Source organism: Pontivivens marinum (genome assembly GCF_900231835.1).
GTDB lineage: Bacteria > Pseudomonadota > Alphaproteobacteria > Rhodobacterales > Rhodobacteraceae > Pontivivens > Pontivivens marinum.
Genome location: NZ_OCTN01000001.1, coordinates 1,016,558 through 1,040,953, shown reverse-complemented (window position 1 = coordinate 1,040,953; position 24,396 = coordinate 1,016,558). Strand labels below are relative to the sequence as shown.

Genomic DNA, 24,396 nt, shown 5'->3' with positions numbered 1-24,396 from the left:
AACGTGGCTGTTGGGAGAGAGTGACATGAAGATCGGATTTATCGGGCTGGGCAATATGGGCGCGCCAATGGCGGCCAACTTGGTTGCCGCAGGGCATGAGGTTACGGGCTTCGATGTTGCGGGCGTCACGGTTGAAGGTGCCGAACAGGCCGCAACGGCGGCGCAGGCGGCCAGTGGGCGCGATGCGGTTATCACCATGCTGCCCAACGGTGCCATTTTGCGCGCGGTTTACGCCGAGATTGTCCCCGCCGGTAAAAAGGGCGCGGTGTTTATCGATTGCTCGACCGTGGATGTGGACAGCGCGCGCGAGGCTGCGGTCGAGGCAGAGGATGCCGGCTTGTTGCCTGTAGATGCACCGGTGTCCGGCGGGGTTGGTGGCGCGGCGGCGGGTACGTTGACCTTTATGGCTGGTGGCTCAAACGCGGCATTCGCACTGGCAGCACCCCTGTTTGAGATTATGGGCCAAAAGGCCGTGCATTGCGGTGCGCCGGGCAATGGGCAGGCGGCAAAGATTTGTAACAACATGATCCTTGGCGTTACCATGGTTGCCACCAGCGAGGCATTCGCGCTGGCGGATAAGCTGGGTCTGGACCGGCAGGCGATGTTCGATGTGGTGTCCACGTCCTCGGGCTATTCATGGAGCATGAATGCCTATTGCCCTGCGCCCGGTGTCGGGCCACAAAGTCCGGCGGATAACGATTACAAGCCGGGCTTTGCGGCGGAATTGATGCTCAAGGATTTACGGTTGAGCCAGCAGGCGGCGGATAGCGCCGATGCGGCAACGCCAATGGGCGCACGGGCAACGGCATATTATGAGGCCTTTGTCGGTGATGATGGCACAGGAATGGATTTTTCTGCCGTTCTGCCACGCCTGACGACCAAGGGCCGCAACGACGCTGATTAAGGTCTGGCGCCCGCACGATATTATATTCAAAGGAGATTCATCATGGCTACCGGACAGAATGATGGCCACGGCCCCTCGCTCGCCTCGTTCAAATGGGACGATCCGTTCCTGCTGAACGATCAGTTGACGGAGGAGGAGCGGATGCTGTCCGACAGCGCGCATACCTTCGCGCAGGACAAGCTGATGCCGCGTGTCACGGATGCCTATTTGAATGAGACAACCGACCCCGAGATTTTCCGCGAAATGGGTGAAATGGGCCTGCTGGGCGCAACGATCCCCGAGGAATATGGTGGTTTGGGCGCGGGCTATGTCAGCTACGGCCTGATCGCGCGTGAGGTGGAGCGCGTCGATTCCGGCTATCGCTCGATGATGTCGGTGCAATCCTCGCTGGTGATGTATCCGATTCAGGCCTACGGGTCCGAGGAGCAGCGCCAGAAATATCTGCCGAAACTGGCAGCGGGCGAATGGATCGGGTGCTTTGGTTTGACGGAGCCGGATGCAGGGTCGGACCCTGCCGGCATGAAAACCGTGGCCAAGAAAACCGACGGCGGCTACGTGCTGAACGGCGCGAAGATGTGGATCTCGAACGCGCCGATCGCGGATGTTTTTGTTGTTTGGGCGAAGTCCGAGGCGCATGGCGGCAAGATTCGCGGATTCGTTCTGGAAAAGGGCATGAAGGGGCTGAGCGCGCCGAAAATTGGCGGCAAACTGTCCTTGCGTGCCTCGATCACCGGTGAAATCGTGATGGAGGGCGTCGAGGTCGGTGAAGATGCCTTGCTGCCTAATGTCGAGGGACTGAAAGGGCCGTTTGGCTGTCTGAACCGCGCCCGCTACGGCATTGCATGGGGCGTGATGGGCGCGGCTGAGGATTGCTGGCACCGTTCGCGTCAATACGGGTTGGACCGCCATCAATTTGGCCGCCCCTTGGCGCAAACACAGTTGTTCCAGAAAAAGCTGGCCGACATGCAAACCGAAATCTCGCTGGGATTACAGGCCTCTCTGCGTGTTGGTCGCCTGATGGATGAGGGTCGCGCAGCGCCTGAAATGATCAGCCTGATCAAGCGTAATAACTGTGGCAAGGCGCTGGATATTGCGCGTCAGTCCCGTGATATGCATGGCGGTAACGGTATTCAGGCCGAATACCAGGTCCTGCGGCACGCACAAAACCTAGAGACGGTAAACACTTACGAGGGAACGCATGATGTACATGCGTTGATTTTGGGGCGTGCGCAGACTGGATTACAGGCATTTTTCTGAATAAGATGCGTGTCAGCTACAGACATTTGGGCGCGTGACATGTCTATTGTCGTCAACGCGTCGATGGAGCATGACATGAAAACATCTGTATTGCCGGTATTGGTTCTTCCGCTCGCACTAGCTGCGTGCGGAAGTGGCAGCAACGATCCACTTTCCGTGGTCAACTTGCCCACCAATGTTACGGGAACGGTTCTTGCCGTGCAGTTGTCGGCATCCCAATCATCGGAAACGGTGGATGGGGTGACGACCTACACAACCAGCGCAACGGAGGCGCAGGCCAGCGACCGAACGACAACTGCTGGTGTGACAGTGCAGGTTGACCTGACTGCGGATGCGACGGGCTCCAACACGGTTGAAGGCCGTCGTGAGGTAAACTCCGACACGCTGGCCGATATCTCCACCACGGGGGCAATGATCCGGGGCGGTACATTCACGGATGTGGCGGCTGTATCGGGTGTGACCCATTTTCAGAACGGCAATTTCGGCGACGCATCGGCCAGCAGCAATGCCCAGACCCAGCTAGAGGGCGTGAGCATTTTTGGCGCCGATCTAGCATCGCAAGTTGTGCTGAACGACGTTGCGATTGTGAATTTGACCAGCTTTGACAGTGCTTCGGGCGAGGGGGTCTTTGGTGTCGGCTTTATCGGAAATGAAACGGCGGTTGCCAATGTGCCGGTTGCAGGGGCGGCTGACGGGGTCTATCACGGGTTCCTGAACAGTGGCCAGACGATCTACAATGATGGCGGCACAACGCGGTCGCTGTTCATCCGGCAGCAGGGTGGCAGCGCGGTGCCCGCCTTTGACATCATTGCCGATTTTAATGCCGGTACTGTGACTGCAAATGTCGAGAATATCGAGCTATACGGTATTGATCCCGCCGACAGCACGAACACGATTATTCTGAATGCCGCAGTTGACGGGTTTATCATGGGCGGCTCCATCACGGGGAACACCATTACCGGCACGGATATCCGGTTTGTTGATTTTGCCGATGCGACTGTTGGCAGCATTATCAGCCAGCAGGTCGCCGGTGGCTTCTTTGGCGCCAACGCGGATGAAGTCGCATTGGCCGGTATTCTGGAGGGCGCGATGAGCATCGATAATGGCACCGCAACCGCCGTGCGCGAATATGTATTCGCAGTGACCGCAGGCGGCGCCCAGTAACCTGATGAAGAAGTTGATTTCGGGCCTTGCTCTCTGTTTCGCCCTTGCGTTGACCACACCTGCCGCTGCGCAGGAAACGGGTGCGCAGGTTTTATATCTGGATCTGGAGCAAGGGCAGCAGGTCGCCGTCATCGGGTCTCTGGTTGAGGGTGGCCAACTGGCCGAGGCGCAATTGCTGCTGGATGGCTCCGTCTTTAACGAGGGTGATTTCGGCTATCAGGCGGCCTATTTGCAGGCCGTCATCTATCGTCAAACCGGTCAGTTTGAGCAGGCGGCGGTCCTGTTGCGGCAAATTCTGGCGGAGCGGCCCGAATTCCGGCTGGTCCGGTTGGAATTGGCGCAGGTGCTAGCCGCGCTGGATCAGGCCGAGGGCGCGCAGTTTCACCTCAACATTCTGGCGGATGCGGCGGAAAACGCAGGTGAGCGTGAGTTTTTCGAGGCCGCAATTGATGCCGTAAGGCCAGAGGACCGGCTGAGCTTTTCCACATTCCTGACCATCGCGCCATCATCGAACCTGAACAGCGGCGGCGGGCAGGGCACAGTGTTGATTTCGGGGCTGCCATTTCAACTAGGCACCACACCGGAATCGGGCGTCGGCCTGTCCTATGGCGGCACGGCGATTTACACGATTCCACTGCAGAATGACCGACAGTTGTATTTTGCAGGTGCGGGTCAGGTGAATGAATATCCCGGGTCGCAATTCGACAATCAAATCCTGACAGGCCGCGTTGGTTTGCATCTGGGGCCTGTCACAAGACGGGCGACTGTTGAGTTTGTGACGGATCAGCGGTGGGTCGATGGAAACTCCTCGGATTCCAGCCTTGGCCTGCGGCTGGCCGGACGGTTGTCGCTGGGCGATGGTATGCGGGTTGAGGGGGAGTATAATTATTCCGACCGCAATTTCCGGATCAGCCCCGATCAGATCAATCAGGATGTGGAGCTAACCTTCCGCAAGGCGCTGAACGCGCAGCTCGGCTTTAGCCTCGGGGTCATTGTGGAGGATTCCGCGACCCTGCTGGATGCGAACAGCTATGATGGGCTTGGCATTGAAATCGGGGCCTATCGCGGGTTCGCGAACGGATTGCTGCTGGATGCCACTGCCGAATATAAGGAGCGCCGTTTTCGCGCGGTTAGCGTTGTGGCGGGCGGCGTGCGTGAGGATGCGATCACGCGCTTGCGCCTCAGCGCGCTGTCGTCGCAACTGCAATATCGTGGGGTCACGCCGCGTATCAGCCTGACATGGACGCATAGTGCATCCAATGATGTGCGCTATGATTACGAGGCCTATGGCGCCGAAATTTCGCTGACCAGTCGCTTCTGAATGCAAATGCAACCTGATGTTTTGATTATCGGCGGCGGTCCGGCTGGGCTTGCCGCGGCGGAGGTTGCCTCGGCCGCGGGTGCATCGGTTTTGGTTGCGGAACAGAAACCCAGCTTGGGGCGTAAGTTCCTGATGGCGGGCAAATCCGGCCTGAACCTGACCAAGGATGAAGGCATCGACGATATCATTGCGGCCTGCGGGGCCGCTTGGCTGGCCCCGATCCTGCGCAGTTTCGATGCGCAGGCGGTGCAGGACTGGGCGCAGGGGCTGGGCCAGCCGGTCTTTACCGGCTCCAGCGGGCGTGTGTTTCCGGTCAGCATGAAGGGATCGCCGCTGCTACGCGCATGGTTGGCGCGGCTGGATTCCGCAGGTGTTGAGATGAAAACACGCTGGCGATGGGTGGGTATGCAGGCGGGCGCGCACCGGTTTGACACCCCACAGGGCGAGGTTTTGGTGACGCCGCGGGCCACTGTTTTGGCGTTGGGTGGGGCGTCATGGGCGAAATTGGGATCTGATGGGCGATGGCTGGACATCATGCCCGAAGTTGCCATGGCCCCGTTTCGACCCGCAAATATGGGTTTTGACGTGGATTGGTCGGCGCATATGGCCAAATTCCACGGAATTCCGGTCAAGGATGTCGCGCTGCGCTGTGGCGACGCTGCGCGACATGGTGAATTTGTGGTGGGTAAAACAGGGGTTGAGGGCAGCCTGATTTATGCAATGTCCGCCCAAATGCGGGACCAGATGGGCGCGGATGGGCTGACCGTCTCGCTCGACCTTGCCCCTGCGCGGGATTTGGATGGGCTGCAACGGGCGTTGGCCAAGCCGCGTGGAAAACAGTCGTTGAGCAACCATCTGCGCAAGGTTTCCGGTCTGTCACCGGTAAAGCTGGCATTGCTGCGAGAGGCTGGCCCGCTGGGCACGCCGGACCAGATCGCGGCACGGATCAAGTCCTGCCCGCTTCACCTGACCCGCACCCGCCCGATGAATGAGGCGATATCGGTTGCGGGTGGTATTCGCGCCACGGGGCTGAATGATGCGCTGATGTTGCAGGCCCATCGTGGTGTGTTTGCGGCGGGGGAGATGCTGGATTGGGAGGCCCCGACCGGTGGTTATCTGCTGACGGCTTGCCTTGCGACGGGGCGTCATGCCGGTGCGGCCGCGGCCCAGTGGGCGCGCGGTTAGGCGTCATTCAGCGGCGATAATCCGGTCAGGATCGGCCAGCTCCACCAGATCGAACATGATGCGGTTCAGTTCGAAATCCTTGGGCGTGTAAACCCGTGCAACACCGTCGGCGCGCAATTGGTCGGCGTCTTCCTCGGGGATGATCCCACCGACAACAACAGGCACGGACAGGTTTTCGGCAGCCAGTCGGGCGAGCGTGTCGCGCACGAGCGGCAGGTGTGAACCGGACAGGATCGACAGGCCGATCACATGGGCGCGCCCCTCACGCGCGGCGGCAACGATCTGTTCCGGGGTCAAGCGGATACCGTCATAGATCACGTCCATACCGGCATCGCGGGCGCGGCAGGCAATTTGCTCCGCCCCGTTTGAATGCCCGTCCAGCCCCGGTTTTCCAACGAGGAAGGTCAGCGGGCGGCCCAGCCGTGCGGCGACATCGCCCACGGCCTCACGCAGATCATCCAGGCCGGTGGCGGTGTTGCTGACTGCCTTGGACACGCCGGTCGGGGCACGATACTCGCCAAATTCGGCGCGGATCGCGGTGCCCCATTCGCCGGTGGTCACACCCGCCTTTGCGCAGGCGATGGAGGGCGGCATGATGTTGCGCCCCTCACGCGCGGCGGTGCGCAGTTCGTCCAGCGCACGACGCACGGCGAGGTCATCACGTCCCGCACGCCAATCATTCAAGCGGTCGATCTGTTCCTGCTCCACGGCAGGATCGACGGTCATGATGCCGCCTTGCTCATCCACTAGCGGGGATTTTTCGCCACCGGTAAAGGCGTTGACGCCGACAACGGTGGTGTCGCCGCGCTCAATCTTGGCCAGCCGGTCTGAGTTACTCTCAACCAAGCGGGATTTCATGTAGTCGATGCTGGCAACGGCGCCGCCCATGTCGTCGATGCGGGCCAGCTCCTCACGCGCGCCAGCCTTTAGCGCCTCAACCTTGCGATCCACGGCGGGGTTGCCGTCGAACAGGTCGTCATATTCCAGCAGGTCCGTTTCATATGCCATGATCTGCTGCATCCGCAGGGACCATTGCTGATCCCACGGGCGGGGCAGGCCAAGCGCCTCGTTCCATGCGGGCAACTGCACGGCGCGGGCGCGGGCCTTTTTCGACAGGGTGACGGCCAGCATTTCCATCAGGATGCGGTAGACGTTGTTTTCCGGCTGTTGCTCGGTCAGGCCGAGGCTGTTGACCTGCACGCCATAGCGAAAGCGGCGCAGCTTGGGGTCCTCAACGCCGTAGCGTTCCTTGCAAATCTCATCCCACAGATCGACGAAGGCGCGCATTTTGCACATCTCGGTCACGAAGCGGATGCCGGCATTTACGAAAAAGCTGATGCGGGCGACCAGACCGGGGAAATCCTCGGCTGATACGCGGGGGCGAACCTCATCCAATACGGCGGTGGCGGTGGCCAATGCAAAGGCCAGCTCCTGCTCGGGCGTCGCGCCTGCCTCCTGCAAATGGTAGGAACACACGTTCATCGGGTTCCATTTCGGCACGCTGGTATAGCAATATTCCGCGATGTCCCCGATCAGTTTCAGGCTGGGCGCGGGGGGAAAGACATAGGTGCCGCGCGACAGGTATTCCTTGATGATATCGTTCTGTACTGTGCCCTTGAGCGTGGAAATATCCGCGCCCTGCTCCTCTGCCACTGTGACATATAGCGCCAGCAGCCATGCCGCCGTCGCGTTGATCGTCATCGAGGTATTCATCTGGTCCAGCGGAATATCGGCAAATAGTGCGCGCATATCGCCCAGATGGCTGACGGGAACGCCAACCTTGCCGACCTCACCCGCTGCCAGAACATGATCGCTGTCATATCCGGTTTGCGTCGGCAGATCGAACGCCACGCTGAGGCCCGTCTGTCCCTTGGCCAGATTGGAACGATACAGCGCGTTCGAGGCGCTGGCGGTGGAATGCCCCGCATAGGTGCGGAAAAGCCAGGGGCGGTCTTTCTGGGCCATGATGGGACTCACGCTGAATGTTGCACTGCGACAGAAATAGCGTGAGACATAATGTTGCGCAAGTGTTGTAATTTGTGCATATAGATTGCGTGATGAAATTGCGCGTGCTGCACCCATAGTACTGCAATCGGGCTAGACGTGGCCGCGTGCGTGCCGCAATGTCCCCCCGTGTTACAATCGGTCGAAATCCCGCTCTGGCTTGTTTTGCTTGGAGGATTAACGCTCACCATAGCGGTGCTGAACCGTGTTCTGGTGCCATCGGTGCGTTGGTTTTTTCGGGCGCGCATCAACCGTGCCTTGGGGCGTGTGAATGACCGTCTGCAATTATCGATCAAGCCATTCAGCCTGACCAAACGACAGGTGCTGATCGACCGCCTGACATATGATCCCGTCGTGATGGAGGCGGTTGAGGGTGAGGCCCGCAGTCGTGGTATCCCCCATGAGGTTGCCGCGCAGGAGGCCGCGAAATACGCCCGCGAGATCGTCCCCAGCTTTTCCGCCGCCACATATTTCCTGTTCGGGGTGAAGCTGAGTCGCTGGATCGCGCAGGCCCTATATCGCGTTCGCCTTGGCGCGGATGAGGAAACCTCGCTGGCGGATGTGGATGAAAATGCGACGGTGATTTTCGTCATGAACCACCGCTCGAACGTGGATTATCTATTGGTGACATATCTGGCCAGTGAGCGGACCTCGCTAAGCTATGCAGCCGGCGAATGGGCGCGGGTTTGGCCGCTGGAGCAGTTGGCAAAGGCGATGGGCGCGTTCTTTATCCGCCGCCGCTCGGAAAACCCGCTCTATCGCAAGGTGCTGTCGCGCTATGTGCAGATGGCCACAGATGGCGGTGTGACGCAGGCGGTCTTTCCGGAGGGTGGGTTGAGCCGCGACGGTGCGCTGCGCCCGCCGAAACTGGGGTTGTTGAACTATATTCTACAGGGGTTTGACGCTAGCAGCGCGCGCGATGTGGTCTTTATCCCCGTCGGCCTGAATTATGACCGCGTGGTTGAGGATCGGATTCTGATCGGCGCGGAGATGGACGCGAATGGGCGCCCGCGCTTTCGGGCCAAGGCATCAACCGCCTTCCTGTTTTTCCTGCGCCATGTGTGGATGCGGATGATCGGAAAGTGGAACAGGTTCGGTTATGCCAGCGTCAGTTTCGGCGCCCCGGTGTCACTGCGCTCGCTATCGCCCGATGGCAGTATCTCTGCTGGTGATCTGGGCCAGACGCTGATTGATGCGGTGGGGCGCGTGGTGCCGATTGTGCCCGTCCCGCTGATTGCGCAGGTTCTGTTGAAGAGTGAGCAAAACCTGACCCGCGATGAGATTTTCGAGCGGGCCTTGTTCCTCGTCGATCGGCTGATGGAGGGTGGAGCGCATTTCCACCTGCCGCGTGAGGATTTCGGCCCCGCGATCGAGGTCGGTTTGCGCAACATTCTTAAACGTAGGATCGTTACGGTTGAGGATGGTCGATTTAGCTGTGTTGAGGGGCAACTGCCTCTGCTACGCTATTATGCACGATCAATCGCACACCTTGATGATTCGCTTGAGCAGTGAGCTCGGCGCGAAGATGACCTTACGTAAGTTTCGTTCGATTTCGTCTACGACGTGTGCGTTTTTGCACAGTGCACGCATAGCGCGTGTGGCGATCAGATTCTTTGCCCTAAATTAACGAATACGCGCGCCTAACTATTCGCTGCTCTGATACTGCAGGGGCGCGGTGTGCGGTCATTTATGCCGGGTATTTGCGGGGGTATAGTTAGAGTGAGACTCTTCAAGAGGAAGTCCCCGGGGGAGGGACTGCAGTCGGTTCCTGTGTGGAATGCTGCGAACGAGGCCAGCCGGATTGAGCCGACTGTCCAAAATGATGAGAATGTGGGAAAATTATCTATGAACAATCAAGATTTGAGCGACGTCGAGGGCGTACAGGGCTTTATCGGTGCATGTCTGGTGGACTCCGAGTCCGGTATGATCATTAACGCTGTTGGCGGCGGTGCGCTCGATATGGAAGTCGCAGGCGCGGCTAATACTGACGTTGTTAAGGCCAAGCTGCGCGCGATGCGCGATCTGGGTCTGGACGATGCGATCGAGGATATCCTGATCACGTTGGGCAAGCAGTACCACCTGATCCGTCCGCTGGCATCCGAGCCTAGCGTGTTTATCTATCTCGCGATTGACCGCGCGACTGCAAACCTTGCGCTGGCACGTGTTGCCCTGCGTAAAGCGGACAAAACCATCAGCGGCTGATCGCAGCCCTACTGTTGAGAAAAAAGGCTCCAGCGTATGACGCTGGGGCCTTTTTTGTGCGCTGCACCTAGATTGTGCTTGCGCGATGAGTAATCTCGTTACATATATCAGCTATCAAACGTACTTTTATTGCGCAATTAAATTGCGCGTAGCTGAGGCAGGAGCGAGACATGGCCCCACTAGACACCCCCCTCGCCGTTGCGGCTGAGGATCGTCCGATGAAAGATCTGTATGAAATGGGAGATATCCCCCCCATGGGCCACGTGCCCCGTCAGATGTATGCATGGGCGATCCGCCGCGAGCGGCATGGTGAACCGGATCAGGCATTCCAGCTGGAGGTGGTGGACACGCCGCGCCTCGATTCGAACGAGGTTCTGGTGCTCGTGATGGCGGCCGGTATCAACTACAATGGTGTTTGGGCCGGTTTGGGCACTCCGATCAGCCCGTTTGACGGCCATGGCGCGCCCTATCATATCGCGGGTTCCGATGCGTCGGGCATCGTGTGGGCCGTGGGTGACAAGGTTAAGCGCTGGAAGGTCGGCGACGAGGTTGTCATCCACTGCAATCAGGATGATGGCGATGATGAGGAGTGCAATGGAGGCGACCCGATGATGTCTCCGACCCAGCGCATTTGGGGATATGAGACGCCCGACGGCTCGTTCGCGCAGTTCACCAATGTGCAGTCGCAACAACTTATGTCCCGCCCCAAGCATCTGACATGGGAGGAATCGGCCTGTTACACCCTGACCCTCGCCACGGCGTACCGGATGCTGTTCGGCCATTCGCCCCATGAATTGCGTCCGGGCCAGAACGTTCTGGTCTGGGGTGCGTCCGGTGGACTCGGCTCATACGCGATCCAGTTGATCAATACGGCGGGTGCGAATGCGATCGGTATCATCTCGGATGAGAGCAAGCGTGATTTCGTGATGGAGCTGGGCGCAAAGGGCGTCATCAACCGCAAGGATTTCGACTGCTGGGGCCAGATGCCCACCGTGAACACGCCCGAATATAAGACGTGGTTCGATGAAACCCGCAAATTCGGCAAGGCGATTTGGGACATCACCGGCAAGGGCAACAATGTCGATATGGTGTTCGAGCATCCGGGCGAAAGCACCTTCCCCGTTTCCGTTTTTGTCGTGAAGCGTGGCGGCATGGTTGTGATCTGCGCGGGTACGACTGGCTACAACCTGACCTTTGATGTGCGCTATCTGTGGATGCATCAGAAACGCGTTCAGGGCAGCCATTTCGCGAACCTCAAGCAAGCCAGCTCGGCCAACCGTCTGATGATCGAGCAGCGTTTGGACCCCTGCATGTCCGAGGTGTTCGAGTGGAACGAGCTGCCCGCAGCCCACACAAAAATGCTGCGCAACCAACATAAGCCAGGGAACATGTCTGTACTGGTCTGCGCACCACGTACAGGCCTGAGAACACTGGAAGATGCGCTGGACGGGTGACCCCCACGCACCTGTCAAAATGAGCGAAAATCCGCCTATCCCGCTGGTCGGGATAGGTTTTTTTTATTTTTAATATGAAACCTCCTCAGGGGTGGCGTGTTGTGAGGACGTGGGGCCAACGGCTCTCACTGATTTTTTAACAGAACCAATTTGAGGTTATTTACCATGAAAAAGTTTCTGATTACGACCGCTGTAGCTCTTGCTCTTACAACTACTGCTCACGCACAGTCCGCGTCCGTTGAGTACATTCAAACTGCTGATGATCAGTCGCTGAAGGCGTCCGATTTGCTGGGTGCGCGCATTTACGCGACCGAGACAAATGACGAGATCACATATGCCCCCGGTCTTGAGACCGAGTGGGATGATATCGGCGAAATTAACGACGTAATTGTCTCGCGTGATGGCTCCATTCAGGGTGTCGTGCTGGGCGTCGGTGGTTTCCTTGGTCTGGGTGAGAAAGACGTCGCCGTGTCCATGGATGACCTGCGCTTCGTTTCCGACGGTCCAGAGGCGGATGAGTGGTTCATCGTTGTGACCACAAATGCCGAGGCACTTGAGGCAGCTCCTTCCTTCGAGTTTCAGGATGACGTTGACGCCGCATCGATGGATATGACCACCACCGCCGCGCTGGAAACCGACACATCCATGAACACGTTGGCTGAGGAATCCAGCTCCGAATTGAGCGCTGATGTTGAGCCTACAACAGATGTGACCACTGATCTGAGCAATATGGCCAACGCTACCGGTGATGCGATCAACGATACCGGCGCCGCGATTTCCGACGGTGTAGGCGATGCTACAAACGCAACTGGCGAGGCCGTCAGCGATACAGTATCCAACCTGGAAACCTCGATGGCCAATGCCGGTGATGCACTGGACGAGTCGATTGAAGACACGACAGACGCCACTGAGGGCTTCATGCAGGCCGATATTGGCAGCATTCCACAGGATGCCCTGATGGGTGCGACAGTTTACGGTTCGGAAAACGAGGACGTGGGTGAGATCGACGCCGTCTACGAAACCGGTGCTGTGGTCAATGTTGGTGGCTTCCTTGGTCTGGGTGAGAAATCCGTTCTGGTGCCGCTGGAGGACATGCGTGTCATGACCAACCCATCGGGTGAGGTTCGCATCTATGTCGATGCAACGCAGGAAATGCTTGAGGAAATGCCCGCCTATGAGGGCTAATCTGCCAATCGGCTAACCTAACGTAGCGATATTAAGCCCCGGCCTTGCGCCGGGGCTTTTTCGTGTTTCTGATCGGCCCAACAATAAAATGAGGAAACGCCATGTCCCTGCCTGTGCCCGTAATGCTGTACGACACACCGCGCGCGCCAAACCCGCGCCGCGTCCGTATTTTTCTGGCGGAAAAGGGGCTGGAGCTGCCCTCGACCCAGATCGACATCATGGCGGGCGTGCAGTTCGGTGCGGAATTCCAGAAAAAGGTCGGCTCGCATAACGTGCCCGCGCTGGAGCTGTCCGACGGAACCGTTCTGACCGAAACCGTCGCCATCTGCCGGTATCTGGAGGCATTGTGCCCCGAACCAAACCTGATGGGCCGTGATGCGCTGGAAACCGCATTGGTTGAGATGTGGAGCCGCCGCGTTGAGTTCCAGATGATGATCCCCGTTGCCGCCGTTGCCCGCCACGGCATCCCCGCAATGGCCGCGCTGGAACATGGCGATCAGTGCCCTGAATGGGCGGCGGCGAATGATCGACGTGTTGATAAATCGCTGGAATGGTTGAATGACAGCCTGACAGGCAAGGATTGGTTGGCGGGTGATCGGTTTACGGTCGCGGATATTACGGCCATCTCAACGCTTGGGTTTATGCGCCTGATCCGTAAAAAGGTGCCGCAGGAACATGTTGCGACCCATGCATGGCTGGAACGCTGTGATGCACAGGGTACGATTGTGGACTGATCGCCGGACACGGTAGGATCGCCATAGAACAGAGGGGATTCGCGCCGTGGATCATATCGACCATCAGACACTGCTCGCCGCGCTCGCGTGGCAGGTTGAGATGGGCGTGGATGAGGCAATCGGGGATGATCCGGTGGACCGCTATTCCGCGCCCCCGCCGCCCGAACCCGTGGTGCAGGCCCCGCCTGTGGTTCAGGCGATTTCCGCTCAAAAACTGGCGGAGAACGAGCACGCGCAGTTGATTGCCAATTTCACCGCGCAGGCCCATGCGATGGCGGCGGGTTGTGCCACTTTGCCCGCGCTGCATGATGCGATGCAGGCTTTTGACGGGTGCACGCTAAAACAGGGCGCGCGCAATTTCGTATTCAGCGATGGTCATGCCAGCGCCCGTCTGATGATCGTGGGTGAGGCACCAGGACGGGACGAGGACCGCGAGGGGCGGCCCTTTGTCGGGCGCTCGGGTCAATTGCTGGACAAGATGCTGGCCGCAATCGGGCGGGATCGTAGCAGTGAGGCACCCGATCAGGGCGCCTATATCACCAATGTCATGCCATGGCGTCCGCCTGCAAACCGTGATCCTGTGGGTGAGGAGGTCGCGATGATGCGACCATTCCTGCTGCGGCATATCACCCTAGCCCAACCCGATTGCCTGTTATTGCTGGGTAATTCCGCGATGAAAACTCTGTTCGAGGTGGAACAGGGCATCACCGCCATGCGTGGCCAATGGCGCGAGGTTGCAGGCGTGCCCGCCATCGCGTCCTTCCACCCTGCGGCGCTGCTGCGAAATGGTTTGCACAAGAAATCGGCGTGGCAGGACCTGCTGCACATCAAATCCCGTTTGGACAAGACATGAGCGAACGCGCCTTTATCCCGATCCGCATTGCGGTTCTGACCGTCTCTGATACCCGCGACATAGCCGATGACCGGTCCGGCGATACGCTGGCCGCGCGGATCACGACGGCGGGGCATATTCTGGCCGCGCGTGATATCGTGCGCGATGATCGGGCAGGCATCGCGGCAAAGCTGCGCAACTGGACCGCCGACCCCGAGATTGACGTGATTATCTCCACCGGCGGCACCGGCCTGACGGGGCGCGATGTCACGGTTGAGGCGCATCGCGATGTGTACGAGAAGGAAATTGATGCCTTCTCCACCCTGTTCACCATGATCTCCGTCGGGAAAATCGGCACATCGGCGGTGCAATCCCGGGCCTGTGGCGGTGTTGCGCAGGGGACCTACCTGTTCGCGCTGCCCGGATCGCCGGGCGCGTGCAAGGATGGTTGGGACGAAATCCTCGCCTATCAACTGGATTACCGGCACATGCCCTGCAATTTTGTTGAGATTATGCCCCGTCTGGACGAGCATCTGCGTCGAAAGTAGTTTGCGCGCGTAGATGTGACGAATAATCGGCCCGCTACGTGTATGCTATTATACGGCCTGCCATCTTAGCGGAGTTTTCATGCGATTTGTCTTGCGCAGCCTAGTCGCACTGGTCCTAACGTGCCTGACCCTTGGTTTGGTCGGCGTAGGAGTCGTGCAGATTGTTCAATCGCGCAGCGCCGATGCGTCTGGCGGCTGGCCCCGTGGTGGCGGGCGAGAGCGGACCTTTGCCGTGTCGCTGCAAACCATAACTTTGGGCACCGCGACGCCCGTTATCCGCAGCTATGGTGAGGTAGAGGGCGCGCGCGTGCTGGAATTGCGTGCACCGGCGGGCGGTGTTCTGACGGACCTGACAGATGATTTCCGCAATGGCGCCGCCGTTGCGCAGGGGGACTTGCTGTTTCAGATTGATCCCGCCGATGCGACCGCCGCCCGCGACCGTGCCGCCGCTGCCTTGCAGGAGGCGCAGGCCGCATTGGCGCAATCCATCGCCACCCGCGCCTTGGCCGAGGATGAGCTGGCCGCCGCAATCGCCCAACGCACCCTGCGCGCCGCGGCATTGGATCGGCAGCAGGGCCTGCAATCACGGGGCGTTGGCACATCCACCACCACCGAAACGGCTGAACTGGCCTTGAGCCAAGCCGAGCAAACCGTGCTAACCCGCCGCCAGACGATCCTGACGCAGGACGCGGCAATTGCGCGGAGTGAGATTGAGGTGCTGCGCGCCCAGATCGATCTGACCGAGGCGGCGCGCACCCTGTCCGACACGCGCTATCTGGCACCGTTTGACGGCCTGCTGGCCGATGTGGTTGCCGTATCCGGTCGGCGGGTTTCGCAAAATGAGCAGATGGCAGTGCTGATCGACCCGACCCTGCTGGAGGTCGCGTTTCAGGTGACGAATGCGCAATTCTCGCGGTTGCTGGATGCGCGTGGGGCGTTGATGCAGGCCCCTGTTACGGTTTCACTCGATCTGGATGGTGTGCCGCTGAACGTGACGGGCCAAATCCTGCGCTCCGGTGCGGAGGTTGGTGAGGGCCAGACCGGCCGCCTGATCTATGCCCGATTGGCGGCAGATGGCGGCGCGATCCTGCGGCCGGGTGATTTCGTCTCCGTCTCGATCACCGAACCGCCGCTATCTGATGTGGCAACAATACCGGCGGCGGCTGTGACCAGCGCGAATGAGCTGCTGTTGGTGGATGAAAACAATCGCCTCTATGCCGTGCCGGTGCGTGTTTTGCGCAGGCAGGGCGATATGGTGATTGTGGCCGATGCCCCCGCCGGCGCGTCCTATGTGATGGAAACCCGCCCGCAACTGGGTCCTGGCGTTGCGATCGAACCGATTGTTCCGCTGGGCGAGGCCCCGGTGGTTGAGGCATTGCCTGAAAGTATCGCCCTCGACCCCGAACGACGTGCGCGTCTGGTTGCCTTTGTCGAGGGGAACACCCGCATGCCGCCGGATATTCGGGCGCGCACGCTGGCCGCCTTACAAGCAGATGAGGTGCCCCGCGCCACGGTTGAGCGGCTAGAGGGCCGGATGGGAGGATAAATCATGCTGTCCTATTTCGTCAGGCACCGCACGGCGGCCAACCTGATCCTCGTCATTATGGTGGCGCTGGGGCTGGCGGCGTTGACGCAAATCAGGGCGCAGTTCTTCCCCGATGTGATCGTAGACAATGTCAGTGTCTCGGTCAGCTGGGACGGTGCCGGACCCGAGGACGTGGACAACGCCATCGTCGCCCCCCTCGAACCAGTTCTGCTGGCGGTTGAGGGGGTTATCGCCACCACCGCCGTCGCCAGTGAGGGGTCGGCCTCGCTGCGGATGGAGTTTGAGCCGGGCTGGGATATGGCCCGTGCTGCGGATGATGTGGAAACCGCTGTTGCGTCGATCCGTACCTTTCCTGAGGGGGCGGATGATCCGGTGGTTCGGCGCGGGCAGTGGCGTGATCGGGTGACCAATGTGGTGATCTCCGGCCCTGTCGGGGTCGAGCAACTGGGCCGCTATGCCGATGAATTCGTGGCGCGACTGTTTCGTGAGGGGGTAACCCGCACCACAACATCGGGCTTTGCCGCGCCCTCCATCGCGATTGAGGTGCCGGAGGCCGCGCTGATCCGCAACGATCTAACGCTGGCCACGATTGCGCAGGCGATTGGCGACAGCGCGGAAACCGATCCCGCAGGCGAGGTTGCCGGCGGTGCCGCCCGCGTGCGCACTGGCGTTGCCCGCCGCACGGCTGAGGAAATCGCACAGATCGCTGTGCGGACTGAGGCAGATGGCTCCGCCCTTCTGGTGCGCGATGTGGCCACGGTGATAGATGAGGGGATCAGCCGCAACCAAGCGTATTTTGTCGGCGAAAACCCTGCCGTGTCGATCCGCGTTGATCGCTCGGATCAGGGCGACGCAATTCAGTTGCAGGCCACCGTGGACAGCGTCGCACAGGAAATGCAGCAAACCCTGCCGGATGGTGTGACCATCACCCTGACCAACACGCGGGCCGAGGCAATTTCCGACCGGATCGATATCCTGCTGGATAATGGCCTGATGGGGCTGGGGCTGGTGGTGGCGCTGTTGTTCCTGTTTCTGTCGGCGCGCACGGCGATCTGGGTCGCGGCGGGTATTCCCGTGGCAATGCTGGCGACGGTCGCGATGATGTTTGCCTTTGGCATCACGATCAACATGATCTCGCTATTCGCGTTGATCATCTGTCTGGGCATCGTGGTGGATGACGCGATTGTGGTGGGTGAGCACGCGGATTTCCGGCATCGCCATCTGGGCGAAACACCCGAAAATGCGGCGATCAATGCTGCCAAGCGGATGAGCCTGCCGGTGCTGTCCTCAACCATCACGACGGTTATCGCCTTTTCCGCGCTGGCGGTGATCGGGGGGCGGTTCGGATCGTTGATACTGGATATCCCGTTCACGGTGTCGGTTGTGCTGCTGGCCAGCCTTGTCGAATGTTTCCTGATCCTGCCTGCGCATATGCGTCATGCCTTGGCCGCGCAGACGAAAACCAACTGGTACGATCTGCCATCCTATTGGTTCAATCGGGGGTTCGACGTGGTGAACCAACGCCTGTTCCGCCCGTTTATGCGGCTGGTGCTGGCGCTGCGTTATCCCGTGCTGGGCGCGGCCTTTGCCATTTTTGCCTATATGTTGTCGCTGTTTTTCGCGGGGGACGTCACGTGGCGGTTTTTCAACTCGCCTGAGCAATCCGAGCTGACGGGCAATATCGCGATGGTCAACGGCACGACGCGGGCCGAAACACTGGCTATGGTGGTGGAGCTAGACCGGGCCGTGACCCAAGTCGGTCAGGATTTCGAGGCCGAATATGGCCGCAATCCCATCGTTTTCGCCATGACGCAGATCGGCGGCAGTGCAGGGCGCGCCATTGGCGGTAGTGATCAAAAGGACGCGGATCAGCTCGGCTCGATCGCGATTGAGATTTTGGACGCCGATAATCGTCCCTATTCAGCAGGCACCCTGCAACAGGCGATTGAGGATGCGATTATCCGCCACCCGAAACTGGAAACCCTCAGCTTTCGCCGCTGGGGATCCGGGCCGGGGGGCGATGGCCTGTCGGTGCAATTGTTCGGCGCGGATGCCCAAACGCTCAAGGATGCGTCCGAGAATTTTCAGGCGATCCTGACTGATTATGAGGTCGTGACAGGGGTGGAGGACGATCTGCCCTATGACAAAACCGAACTGATACTGGAACTAACCCCCCGTGGCGCCGCACTGGGCCTGACCACGGAAACCATCGGGCGGGAACTACGGCAACGTCTGGGCGGCATCGAGGCACTGACCTTCCCCGTTGGCGTACGCTCCGGCACCGTGACCGTGCGCATGCCCGAGGATGAGCTGACCGCCGATTTTGTCGAACGCACGCGGGTTCAAACCGGCAGCGGAACATGGGTGCCCCTGTCCGAGGTGGTGTCGGTGCGGTCGCAATTGGGTTTCTCTCGTGTGTTGCGCGAGAATGGCCAGCGGATCATCACCGTGTCTGGCCAAATGTCCGAGGATGACCCCGCCCACGCCGCCGAGGTGACGCAGGAAATCCGTGACGTGATCCTGCCGCGTGTGGCTGGCCAATTCGGGGTGGAGTTCCTGATGACCGGTCTGGCGGAGCAGGAGCGTGACTTCCTGAACGAGGCGATGATCGGCTTCGCCCTGTGCCTGTTGGGGATTTACCTGACGCTGTGCTGGATATTTTCCAGCTGGCTGCGGCCAATTGTGGTTATGGCGATCATCCCCTTTGGCCTGACCGGCACCATCTGGGGGCATTATATCTGGGGCGTTCCGATGAGCATGTTCACCGTGATCGGCCTGCTGGGCATGACGGGGATCATCATCAACGATTCCATCGTTCTGATCACGACCATTGATGAATATGCCGAAACGCGTGGTTTGCTGCCTGCATTGGTCGATGCCGTCTGCGACCGCTTGCGGCCGGTTCTGCTGACCACGCTAACCACGGTGCTTGGCCTCGCCCCGTTATTATATGAGAGCAGCCAACAGGCGCAGTTCCTGAAACCGACTGTGATTACGTTGTGCTACGGGCTGGGCTTTGGCATGATACTGGTGCTGCTGGTGGTGCCTGCAATTATCGGGATGCAGATGGATGCAGGTCGCCTGTCGCGCAGCCTGCGCAGGGCAGTGACAGGGCGGCATGTGCCACGCGGGCCACGGGTGGTTCTGGTTGGTGCGACCTTGCTCAGCGTGTTGCTGACGGTCGGGTATGTGGTGCTGAGCGCGCGCCCCGAACTGCTGCCGGTGCAGGTGCCGTTGCTACCACTCTTCGCGGGCGGATTGGTCGCCATCGCATTGATTTCTGGGGTGTTGGTGCCGGTCATGACGCCACGGCGGGCGATTACAGCGGCGGAATAATCAGCAGCCTGATAGCTCAACCGCGCTGCGGCCTGAATCAACCAGCGTGATCCGCATGTCCTGACGCGACAGGGCAAAGGCGCCGTCGCCGAACCAATCCATCGGTGCGCTGAACAGCAGGCCGTCGCCTTGCTCCACCGCATCGGGCGTGCCGATCCATAGCGCGGGGTTATTCGCCTCGAACACCGCAACCAGATCGGGTGAGATTTCGGCATCCCCCGACAATTCTGCATCCAGCCGCCACGCACCCGCGGCGGAGACAACGGTGCAAGTGATCGCCATACCGCTGGCCTGCTCCGTCACGTGGTCGCGGGCATCTGCCAGCACTGCGGCATTGTGAACCTGCTCCATCGGGGCTGCCGTTGCGGCCATGGCATTGGCGGGAATGCAGATATCCGAGCAAAGACCAAAGCTGAGCGCGAGGTTCAGCGTGGTGTCCTGCGCCGGATCAACAACGTCGAACAGCACCGGAAAAACAACGCGGTCGTGATAGCCTAGGGACTGTAGGCCATATGTCTCGAACACTTCGGGCACGGGCCATTCGATATGAGCGGCGCTGATATTGCTGGACCCGCTCCAGTCAAAAATCGGGGGGATGCCACCCTCACCGGGTTGGCGCCAATAGGTTTTCCAACCGGGGGCCATCGTTACCTCAACCCCCGCCAGATATTGCCCGCTATCGGTGACATATCCGGGCAGCAACCGCACGGCGCTATAGCTCGACGCATCCTGCGCAAATGCGCTGGTGGTCATCAGGGCGAGTGCAAGTGCGGTCCGCATTATGGGCATCCAATCCTAGAATCTGACATATGCGAACAATACGCAGCAAAATAAGAATGGAAAATCACAACGGCGGGATCATGCCGATCTTGACGTTATGACATCTCAAAACAGATTAGAGGGTATGACACATTCCCAAAACCACTCGCCATTTCTGGATGGAACGCTGTTGGTCGCCTCTCCGGCGATGCCTGACCCGCGATTTGCGGGGGCGGTGGTGTTTTTATGCACCCATTCTGACCAGGGCGCGATGGGGCTTGTCATCAACCACGTGGCAGATGGCGTGGAATTTGCTGATCTGGCAGAGCAGTTGGACGTGGAGACCCCCTATACGATCCCCGAGCTGCCGGTAATGGTTGGCGGGCCGGTGGAACGGACCCGCGGCTTTGTTCTGCACTCCCCCGATTATGCGCTAAAACGGGCGACACTGGACGTGACGGATTGGTGCTCGATGACCAATAACGTGGCGATCCTGCGGGAATTGCTGGGCGGTTATGGCCCAGAGCAGGCGATGCTGGCGTTGGGATATTCCAGCTGGGGACCGGGCCAGTTGGAGGAGGAGCTGGGTGGCAGTTCGTGGTTGAACGTCACCGCATCCCCCGAGCTGATGTTTGAAACGCCCGCAGATGACATCTGGGATCGCTGTCTGGCGTCAATCGGGGTCAATCCTGCGATGCTGCATTCGATATCTGGCAACGCATAGCGTCAGCCTTTGCCGCGCCGATCATGCCGTAAATTGGCGTACAGGACATGGGTGCGCCATTTGCCCGCGATTTGCAGATAGCTGCGGGCGACCCCCTCATATTTAAAGCCGACCTTCTCCAGCACCCTGCGCGATGCGGCATTGCTGGGCAGGCAGGCGGCCTGAATCCGGCTTAGATCCAGTGGGCCGAAGGCGTGGTGGACCATGCCCTGCAAGGCCTCAGCCATATAGCCGTTGCCCGCATGGCATTCGCCCATCCAATAGCCGATCGTGGCATACTGCGCGGGGCCGCGTTGGATATTGTCCAAGGTGATCGCCCCCAACAGCACGTTGTCCTGCTGGCGAAAGATGAACAGTGGCACCGCCCGATCCGCACGGATCGCATGGGCGGACCAACGCGTTCGTGTGCGGAACGAGGTTTTGCTAAGGTGGTCATGGGCGCGCAGCGGCTCCCACGGGGCCAGATATTCATACCCGTCGCTGCGCAGTTTCGCCCAATCCAGATGATCTGCCAGTTGCGGCGGGCGCAGGTAGAGCCGATCTGTCTTTAACAACAGCTCTTTGCGCCGTGTGAACATCCGCTTAGGCGACCAGTCGTGCCGTCAATTCAGCCAGTGGCGGCGTCTTATCGACAGGCCCGTATAGCGCCATCGCCGTGTTGCCAGAGCTGACCAGCCGCGCCCCGTGGGCCATGACACTATCGGCGGACACGGCGTCGATGCGCGCGATGCTTTCGTCCAGATCGGGGATACGGTCCCAGATGGCCAACATGCGCGACAGACGTTCGGCGCGTGACGAGGGGCTTTCCAAGCCCATCAGCAATCCGGCCTTCATCTGCGCCTTGGCACGATCAATCTCGATCGCGCTCATATCCTGTGTGCTGCGGCGGAATTCATCCACGGTCAATTCGGCCAAGCCCGCGATTTCATCGCCGCTGGTGCCCGCATAGATCGTCAGCATCCCCGTATCGGCATAGGAGCCGGGTTGCGCAAAGATCGAATAGCACAGCCCGCGTTTCTCACGTGCCTCCTGAAACAGACGTGAGGACATGCCGCCGCCCAGCGTCATCGCATAGACTTGGCTGTCATAGATATCCTCGGCGCGGTAGCCGGAGCTTTCCAGTGCGAAGGTAAAGTGCGCCTGCTCCAGATTCTTGACCTTGCGCCGCTCACCCCCGCGAAACGCTGCGGGTGTGTGTTGCGGACGGGTGCGCCGTTGCAAGTGGCCAAAGGCTTCCTCGGCCGCGCGCACGATGCGGTCGTGATCTACGCCACCAGCGGCGGACACGATCAGGTTTTCCGGCCCGTATTGCTGCGCCACAAACCGCTCGAAATCGGCACGGCCAAAGGCCTTAACCCGTTCCGCCGGACCCAGAATTGTGCGGCCAAAGGCCTGTTCGGGATAGGCGGTTTCCTGCAACCAGTCGAAGATGATGTCATCGGGCGTGTCCTGCGACTGCCCGATTTCCTGTAGGATCACACCACGCTCGACCTCGATCTCACGCGGGTCAAAGGCCGGATTCAGCACGATGTCCGAAATCACGTCGAAGGCCAGTTCGCAATCCTCGGCCAATACGCGGGCGTAATAGGCGGTCATTTCGCGGCTGGTATAGGCGTTGATATAGCCACCAACATCCTCAATCGCCTCGGCAATCTGTAGGGCATTGCGTTTCGCTGTTCCCTTGAATGCCATGTGTTCAAGGAAATGCGCAATGCCGTTCTGATCCGCGGCCTCGTGCCGCCCACCTGCCGTGACCCAAATGCCCAAAGTGGCGCTTTTCAGGCCGGGCATATGTTCTGTTACGACGCGAACTCCATTGGAGAGCCGGTGCAGTTCAACTGTCATAGATTGCCTTCGATGTGCTCTTGCAGTGCGGCCAGATCACCCGGCAGTCGGGTTAGCCGTTCGGTACGTTCATACAGGTCCGCCATTCGTGGTGGCAAGTCCGGTCGTATTCCACACGCTTTTTCAACCGCATCGGGGAATTTCGCGGCATGGGCCGTGGCCAAGGCAACCATCGGGGCTGTTCCGTCCACTTCACGCGCAACCTTGGTCGCGACGGCGCAATGGGGACAGACAACTTCGCCCGTGGTTTCCATCATCAACTTGATCTCGGCGAGGGTTTCCTCCTCGCTGGCGCGACCACTGTCGAATTCAGCGCGCAGGGTTTGCAGCGCGCCTTGGCTCAGCGTGAAATGACCGTCATCCTTTAGCTCACCCATCAATTGGGTGATGGCGGCGCCCTCACGATCATACAGGTCAAACAGCAGGCGCTCGAAATTGGAGCTGACCTGAATATCCATCGACGGGCTGATCGAGGGGGCAACGCCCTCCTTCTGATGATCACCCGATTGCAGGGTCCGGTGCAGGATGTCGTTCTGGTTGGTGGCGATGACCAGACGCTCAATCGGCAGGCCCATCCGCTTGGCTACATAGCCCGCGAAGATGTCGCCGAAATTGCCGGTTGGCACGGTAAAGCTGACCTTACGCGCCGGTGCGCCCAGCGAAACAGCCGCGGTAAAGAAATACACCGCCTGCGCCAGAACCCGCGCCCAGTTGATGGAATTCACACCGGCAAGGCGCACACGATCACGGAATTCCAGATCGTTGAACATGTCCTTGACCAGGGCCTGACAAGTATCAAAATCACCATCCACAGCCAATGCGTGCACGTTATCCTCGACTGGAGTTGTCATCTGGCGGCGCTGTACCTCACTGACGCGGCCATGGGGGTACAGGATGAAAACGTCCACCGCCTCCAACCCGCGAAACGCCTCAATCGCGGCGGAACCGGTATCGCCCGAGGTTGCACCAACAATCGTTACCCGTTCACCTGACCGTTTCAGCGATGCCTCGAACATCTGGCCGATCAACTGCATCGCCACGTCCTTGAACGCCAAGGTCGGGCCGTGATGCAGTTCCAGCAGCCAGTCATTCGGGCCGGTTTGCACCATCGGGCAGCGGGCCACATGGCCGAAACCTGCATAGGCACGTTCGATGATGGCGCGGAATTCGTCATCGGTGAAGGTATCGCCGATAAACGGCTTCATCACGCGAAAGGCGACTTCTTCATAAGGCAGACCGGCCAGTGCAGCGATCTCGTCCTGCGACATTTGCGGCCACTCAGCCGGAACATACAGGCCGCCATCGCGGGCCAATCCGGTCAGCATTGCCTCCTCGAAGCTCAGCTCGGGCGCCTGTCCGCGGGTGGAGATATAACGCATGGGGTCGTTCCTTATGC

At 59.8% G+C, this 24,396-nt stretch carries 20 protein-coding genes; 15 read left to right on the top strand and 5 right to left on the bottom strand.

Going from position 1 to position 24,396, the window contains the following annotated elements; all coding sequences use genetic code 11:
- Nucleotides 1-25 precede the first annotated feature (25 nt).
- The 5 genes from mmsB to CR254_RS05180 all read left to right on the top strand — a co-directional run bounded on the left by mmsB (nucleotide 26) and on the right by CR254_RS05180 (nucleotide 5,831).
- The gene (gene mmsB / locus CR254_RS05200) at nucleotides 26-904 is read left to right on the top strand and encodes a 3-hydroxyisobutyrate dehydrogenase (protein WP_097928716.1); all 879 of its coding nucleotides are present in this window, start codon (nucleotides 26-28) and stop codon (nucleotides 902-904) included.
- A 42-nt stretch (nucleotides 905-946) separates the two neighbouring features.
- Nucleotides 947-2,161 (top strand): acyl-CoA dehydrogenase, encoded by a 1,215-nt coding sequence (locus CR254_RS05195; protein WP_097928715.1) that lies wholly within the window; start codon nucleotides 947-949, stop codon nucleotides 2,159-2,161.
- Between the two features lie 75 nt (nucleotides 2,162-2,236).
- Nucleotides 2,237-3,325, top strand: a complete 1,089-nt coding sequence (locus CR254_RS05190; RefSeq protein WP_097928714.1) for a transferrin-binding protein-like solute binding protein — start codon at nucleotides 2,237-2,239, stop codon at nucleotides 3,323-3,325.
- A gap of 4 nt (nucleotides 3,326-3,329) precedes the next feature.
- A complete protein-coding gene (locus CR254_RS05185) occupies nucleotides 3,330-4,646 on the top strand; it encodes a porin family protein (RefSeq protein WP_097928713.1) in 1,317 nt (438 codons plus the stop codon).
- Between the two features lie 6 nt (nucleotides 4,647-4,652).
- Nucleotides 4,653-5,831 carry a TIGR03862 family flavoprotein gene (locus CR254_RS05180; RefSeq protein ID WP_097928908.1) on the top strand — a complete coding sequence of 393 codons (1,179 nt, stop codon included), beginning with the start codon at nucleotides 4,653-4,655 and terminating at the stop codon, nucleotides 5,829-5,831.
- Between the two features lie 3 nt (nucleotides 5,832-5,834).
- Here the strand turns inward: CR254_RS05180 and CR254_RS05175 are convergent, their stop codons facing one another.
- Entirely contained in the window at nucleotides 5,835-7,796 is a 1,962-nt protein-coding gene (locus tag CR254_RS05175; protein WP_097928907.1) for an ethylmalonyl-CoA mutase, read from the bottom strand.
- Between the two features lie 261 nt (nucleotides 7,797-8,057).
- Here CR254_RS05175 and CR254_RS05170 point away from each other — a divergent pair, with 261 nt between their 5' ends.
- The 9 genes from CR254_RS05170 to CR254_RS05130 all read left to right on the top strand — a co-directional run bounded on the left by CR254_RS05170 (nucleotide 8,058) and on the right by CR254_RS05130 (nucleotide 19,672).
- Entirely contained in the window at nucleotides 8,058-9,347 is a 1,290-nt protein-coding gene (locus CR254_RS05170) for a 1-acyl-sn-glycerol-3-phosphate acyltransferase (RefSeq protein WP_245851383.1), read from the top strand.
- Between the two features lie 333 nt (nucleotides 9,348-9,680).
- The gene (locus tag CR254_RS05165) at nucleotides 9,681-10,037 is read left to right on the top strand and encodes a hypothetical protein (RefSeq protein WP_097928711.1); all 357 of its coding nucleotides are present in this window, start codon (nucleotides 9,681-9,683) and stop codon (nucleotides 10,035-10,037) included.
- A 170-nt stretch (nucleotides 10,038-10,207) separates the two neighbouring features.
- Nucleotides 10,208-11,491 carry a crotonyl-CoA carboxylase/reductase gene (gene ccrA, locus CR254_RS05160; RefSeq protein ID WP_097928710.1) on the top strand — a complete coding sequence of 428 codons (1,284 nt, stop codon included), beginning with the start codon at nucleotides 10,208-10,210 and terminating at the stop codon, nucleotides 11,489-11,491.
- A gap of 165 nt (nucleotides 11,492-11,656) precedes the next feature.
- Nucleotides 11,657-12,676, top strand: a complete 1,020-nt coding sequence (locus CR254_RS05155; protein ID WP_097928709.1) for a PRC-barrel domain-containing protein — start codon at nucleotides 11,657-11,659, stop codon at nucleotides 12,674-12,676.
- A 101-nt stretch (nucleotides 12,677-12,777) separates the two neighbouring features.
- The gene (locus tag CR254_RS05150; protein ID WP_097928708.1) at nucleotides 12,778-13,410 is read left to right on the top strand and encodes a glutathione S-transferase family protein; all 633 of its coding nucleotides are present in this window, start codon (nucleotides 12,778-12,780) and stop codon (nucleotides 13,408-13,410) included.
- A gap of 46 nt (nucleotides 13,411-13,456) precedes the next feature.
- Nucleotides 13,457-14,263, top strand: a complete 807-nt coding sequence (locus CR254_RS05145) for a uracil-DNA glycosylase (protein ID WP_425440240.1) — start codon at nucleotides 13,457-13,459, stop codon at nucleotides 14,261-14,263.
- Nucleotides 14,260-14,790, top strand: coding sequence for a molybdenum cofactor biosynthesis protein B (moaB, locus tag CR254_RS05140; protein ID WP_097928707.1), 531 nt, complete (start codon nucleotides 14,260-14,262; stop codon nucleotides 14,788-14,790). Before CR254_RS05145 ends, moaB begins: the two co-directional genes overlap by 4 nt.
- Before the next feature lie 79 nt (nucleotides 14,791-14,869).
- Nucleotides 14,870-16,336, top strand: a complete 1,467-nt coding sequence (locus CR254_RS05135; RefSeq protein WP_097928706.1) for an efflux RND transporter periplasmic adaptor subunit — start codon at nucleotides 14,870-14,872, stop codon at nucleotides 16,334-16,336.
- Between the two features lie 3 nt (nucleotides 16,337-16,339).
- Nucleotides 16,340-19,672 carry an efflux RND transporter permease subunit gene (locus CR254_RS05130; RefSeq protein WP_097928705.1) on the top strand — a complete coding sequence of 1,111 codons (3,333 nt, stop codon included), beginning with the start codon at nucleotides 16,340-16,342 and terminating at the stop codon, nucleotides 19,670-19,672.
- On the opposite strand, the gene CR254_RS05125 is transcribed toward CR254_RS05130, so the two are convergent.
- Nucleotides 19,673-20,452: a protein-disulfide reductase DsbD domain-containing protein gene (locus tag CR254_RS05125; RefSeq protein ID WP_180955884.1), complete on the bottom strand. Its 780-nt coding sequence runs from the start codon at nucleotides 20,450-20,452 to the stop codon at nucleotides 19,673-19,675. It lies immediately after the preceding gene.
- Nucleotides 20,453-20,576: 124 nt separating this feature from the next.
- Here CR254_RS05125 and CR254_RS05120 point away from each other — a divergent pair, with 124 nt between their 5' ends.
- On the top strand, nucleotides 20,577-21,155 hold the full coding sequence (locus CR254_RS05120; RefSeq protein ID WP_097928703.1) for a YqgE/AlgH family protein: 579 nt from the start codon (nucleotides 20,577-20,579) through the stop codon (nucleotides 21,153-21,155).
- Between the two features lie 2 nt (nucleotides 21,156-21,157).
- On the opposite strand, the gene CR254_RS05115 is transcribed toward CR254_RS05120, so the two are convergent.
- Genes CR254_RS05115 through thrC form a run of 3 tightly spaced genes read right to left on the bottom strand, consistent with a single transcriptional unit; the run spans nucleotide 21,158 to nucleotide 24,379 of the window.
- Nucleotides 21,158-21,733, bottom strand: coding sequence for a GNAT family N-acetyltransferase (locus CR254_RS05115; RefSeq protein WP_097928702.1), 576 nt, complete (start codon nucleotides 21,731-21,733; stop codon nucleotides 21,158-21,160).
- A gap of 4 nt (nucleotides 21,734-21,737) precedes the next feature.
- The gene (locus CR254_RS05110) at nucleotides 21,738-23,000 is read right to left on the bottom strand and encodes a M16 family metallopeptidase (protein ID WP_097928701.1); all 1,263 of its coding nucleotides are present in this window, start codon (nucleotides 22,998-23,000) and stop codon (nucleotides 21,738-21,740) included.
- Nucleotides 22,997-24,379, bottom strand: a complete 1,383-nt coding sequence (thrC, locus tag CR254_RS05105; protein WP_097928700.1) for a threonine synthase — start codon at nucleotides 24,377-24,379, stop codon at nucleotides 22,997-22,999. The genes CR254_RS05110 and thrC overlap by 4 nt, the downstream gene beginning before the upstream one ends.
- Between the last annotated feature and the right edge of the window lie 17 nt (nucleotides 24,380-24,396).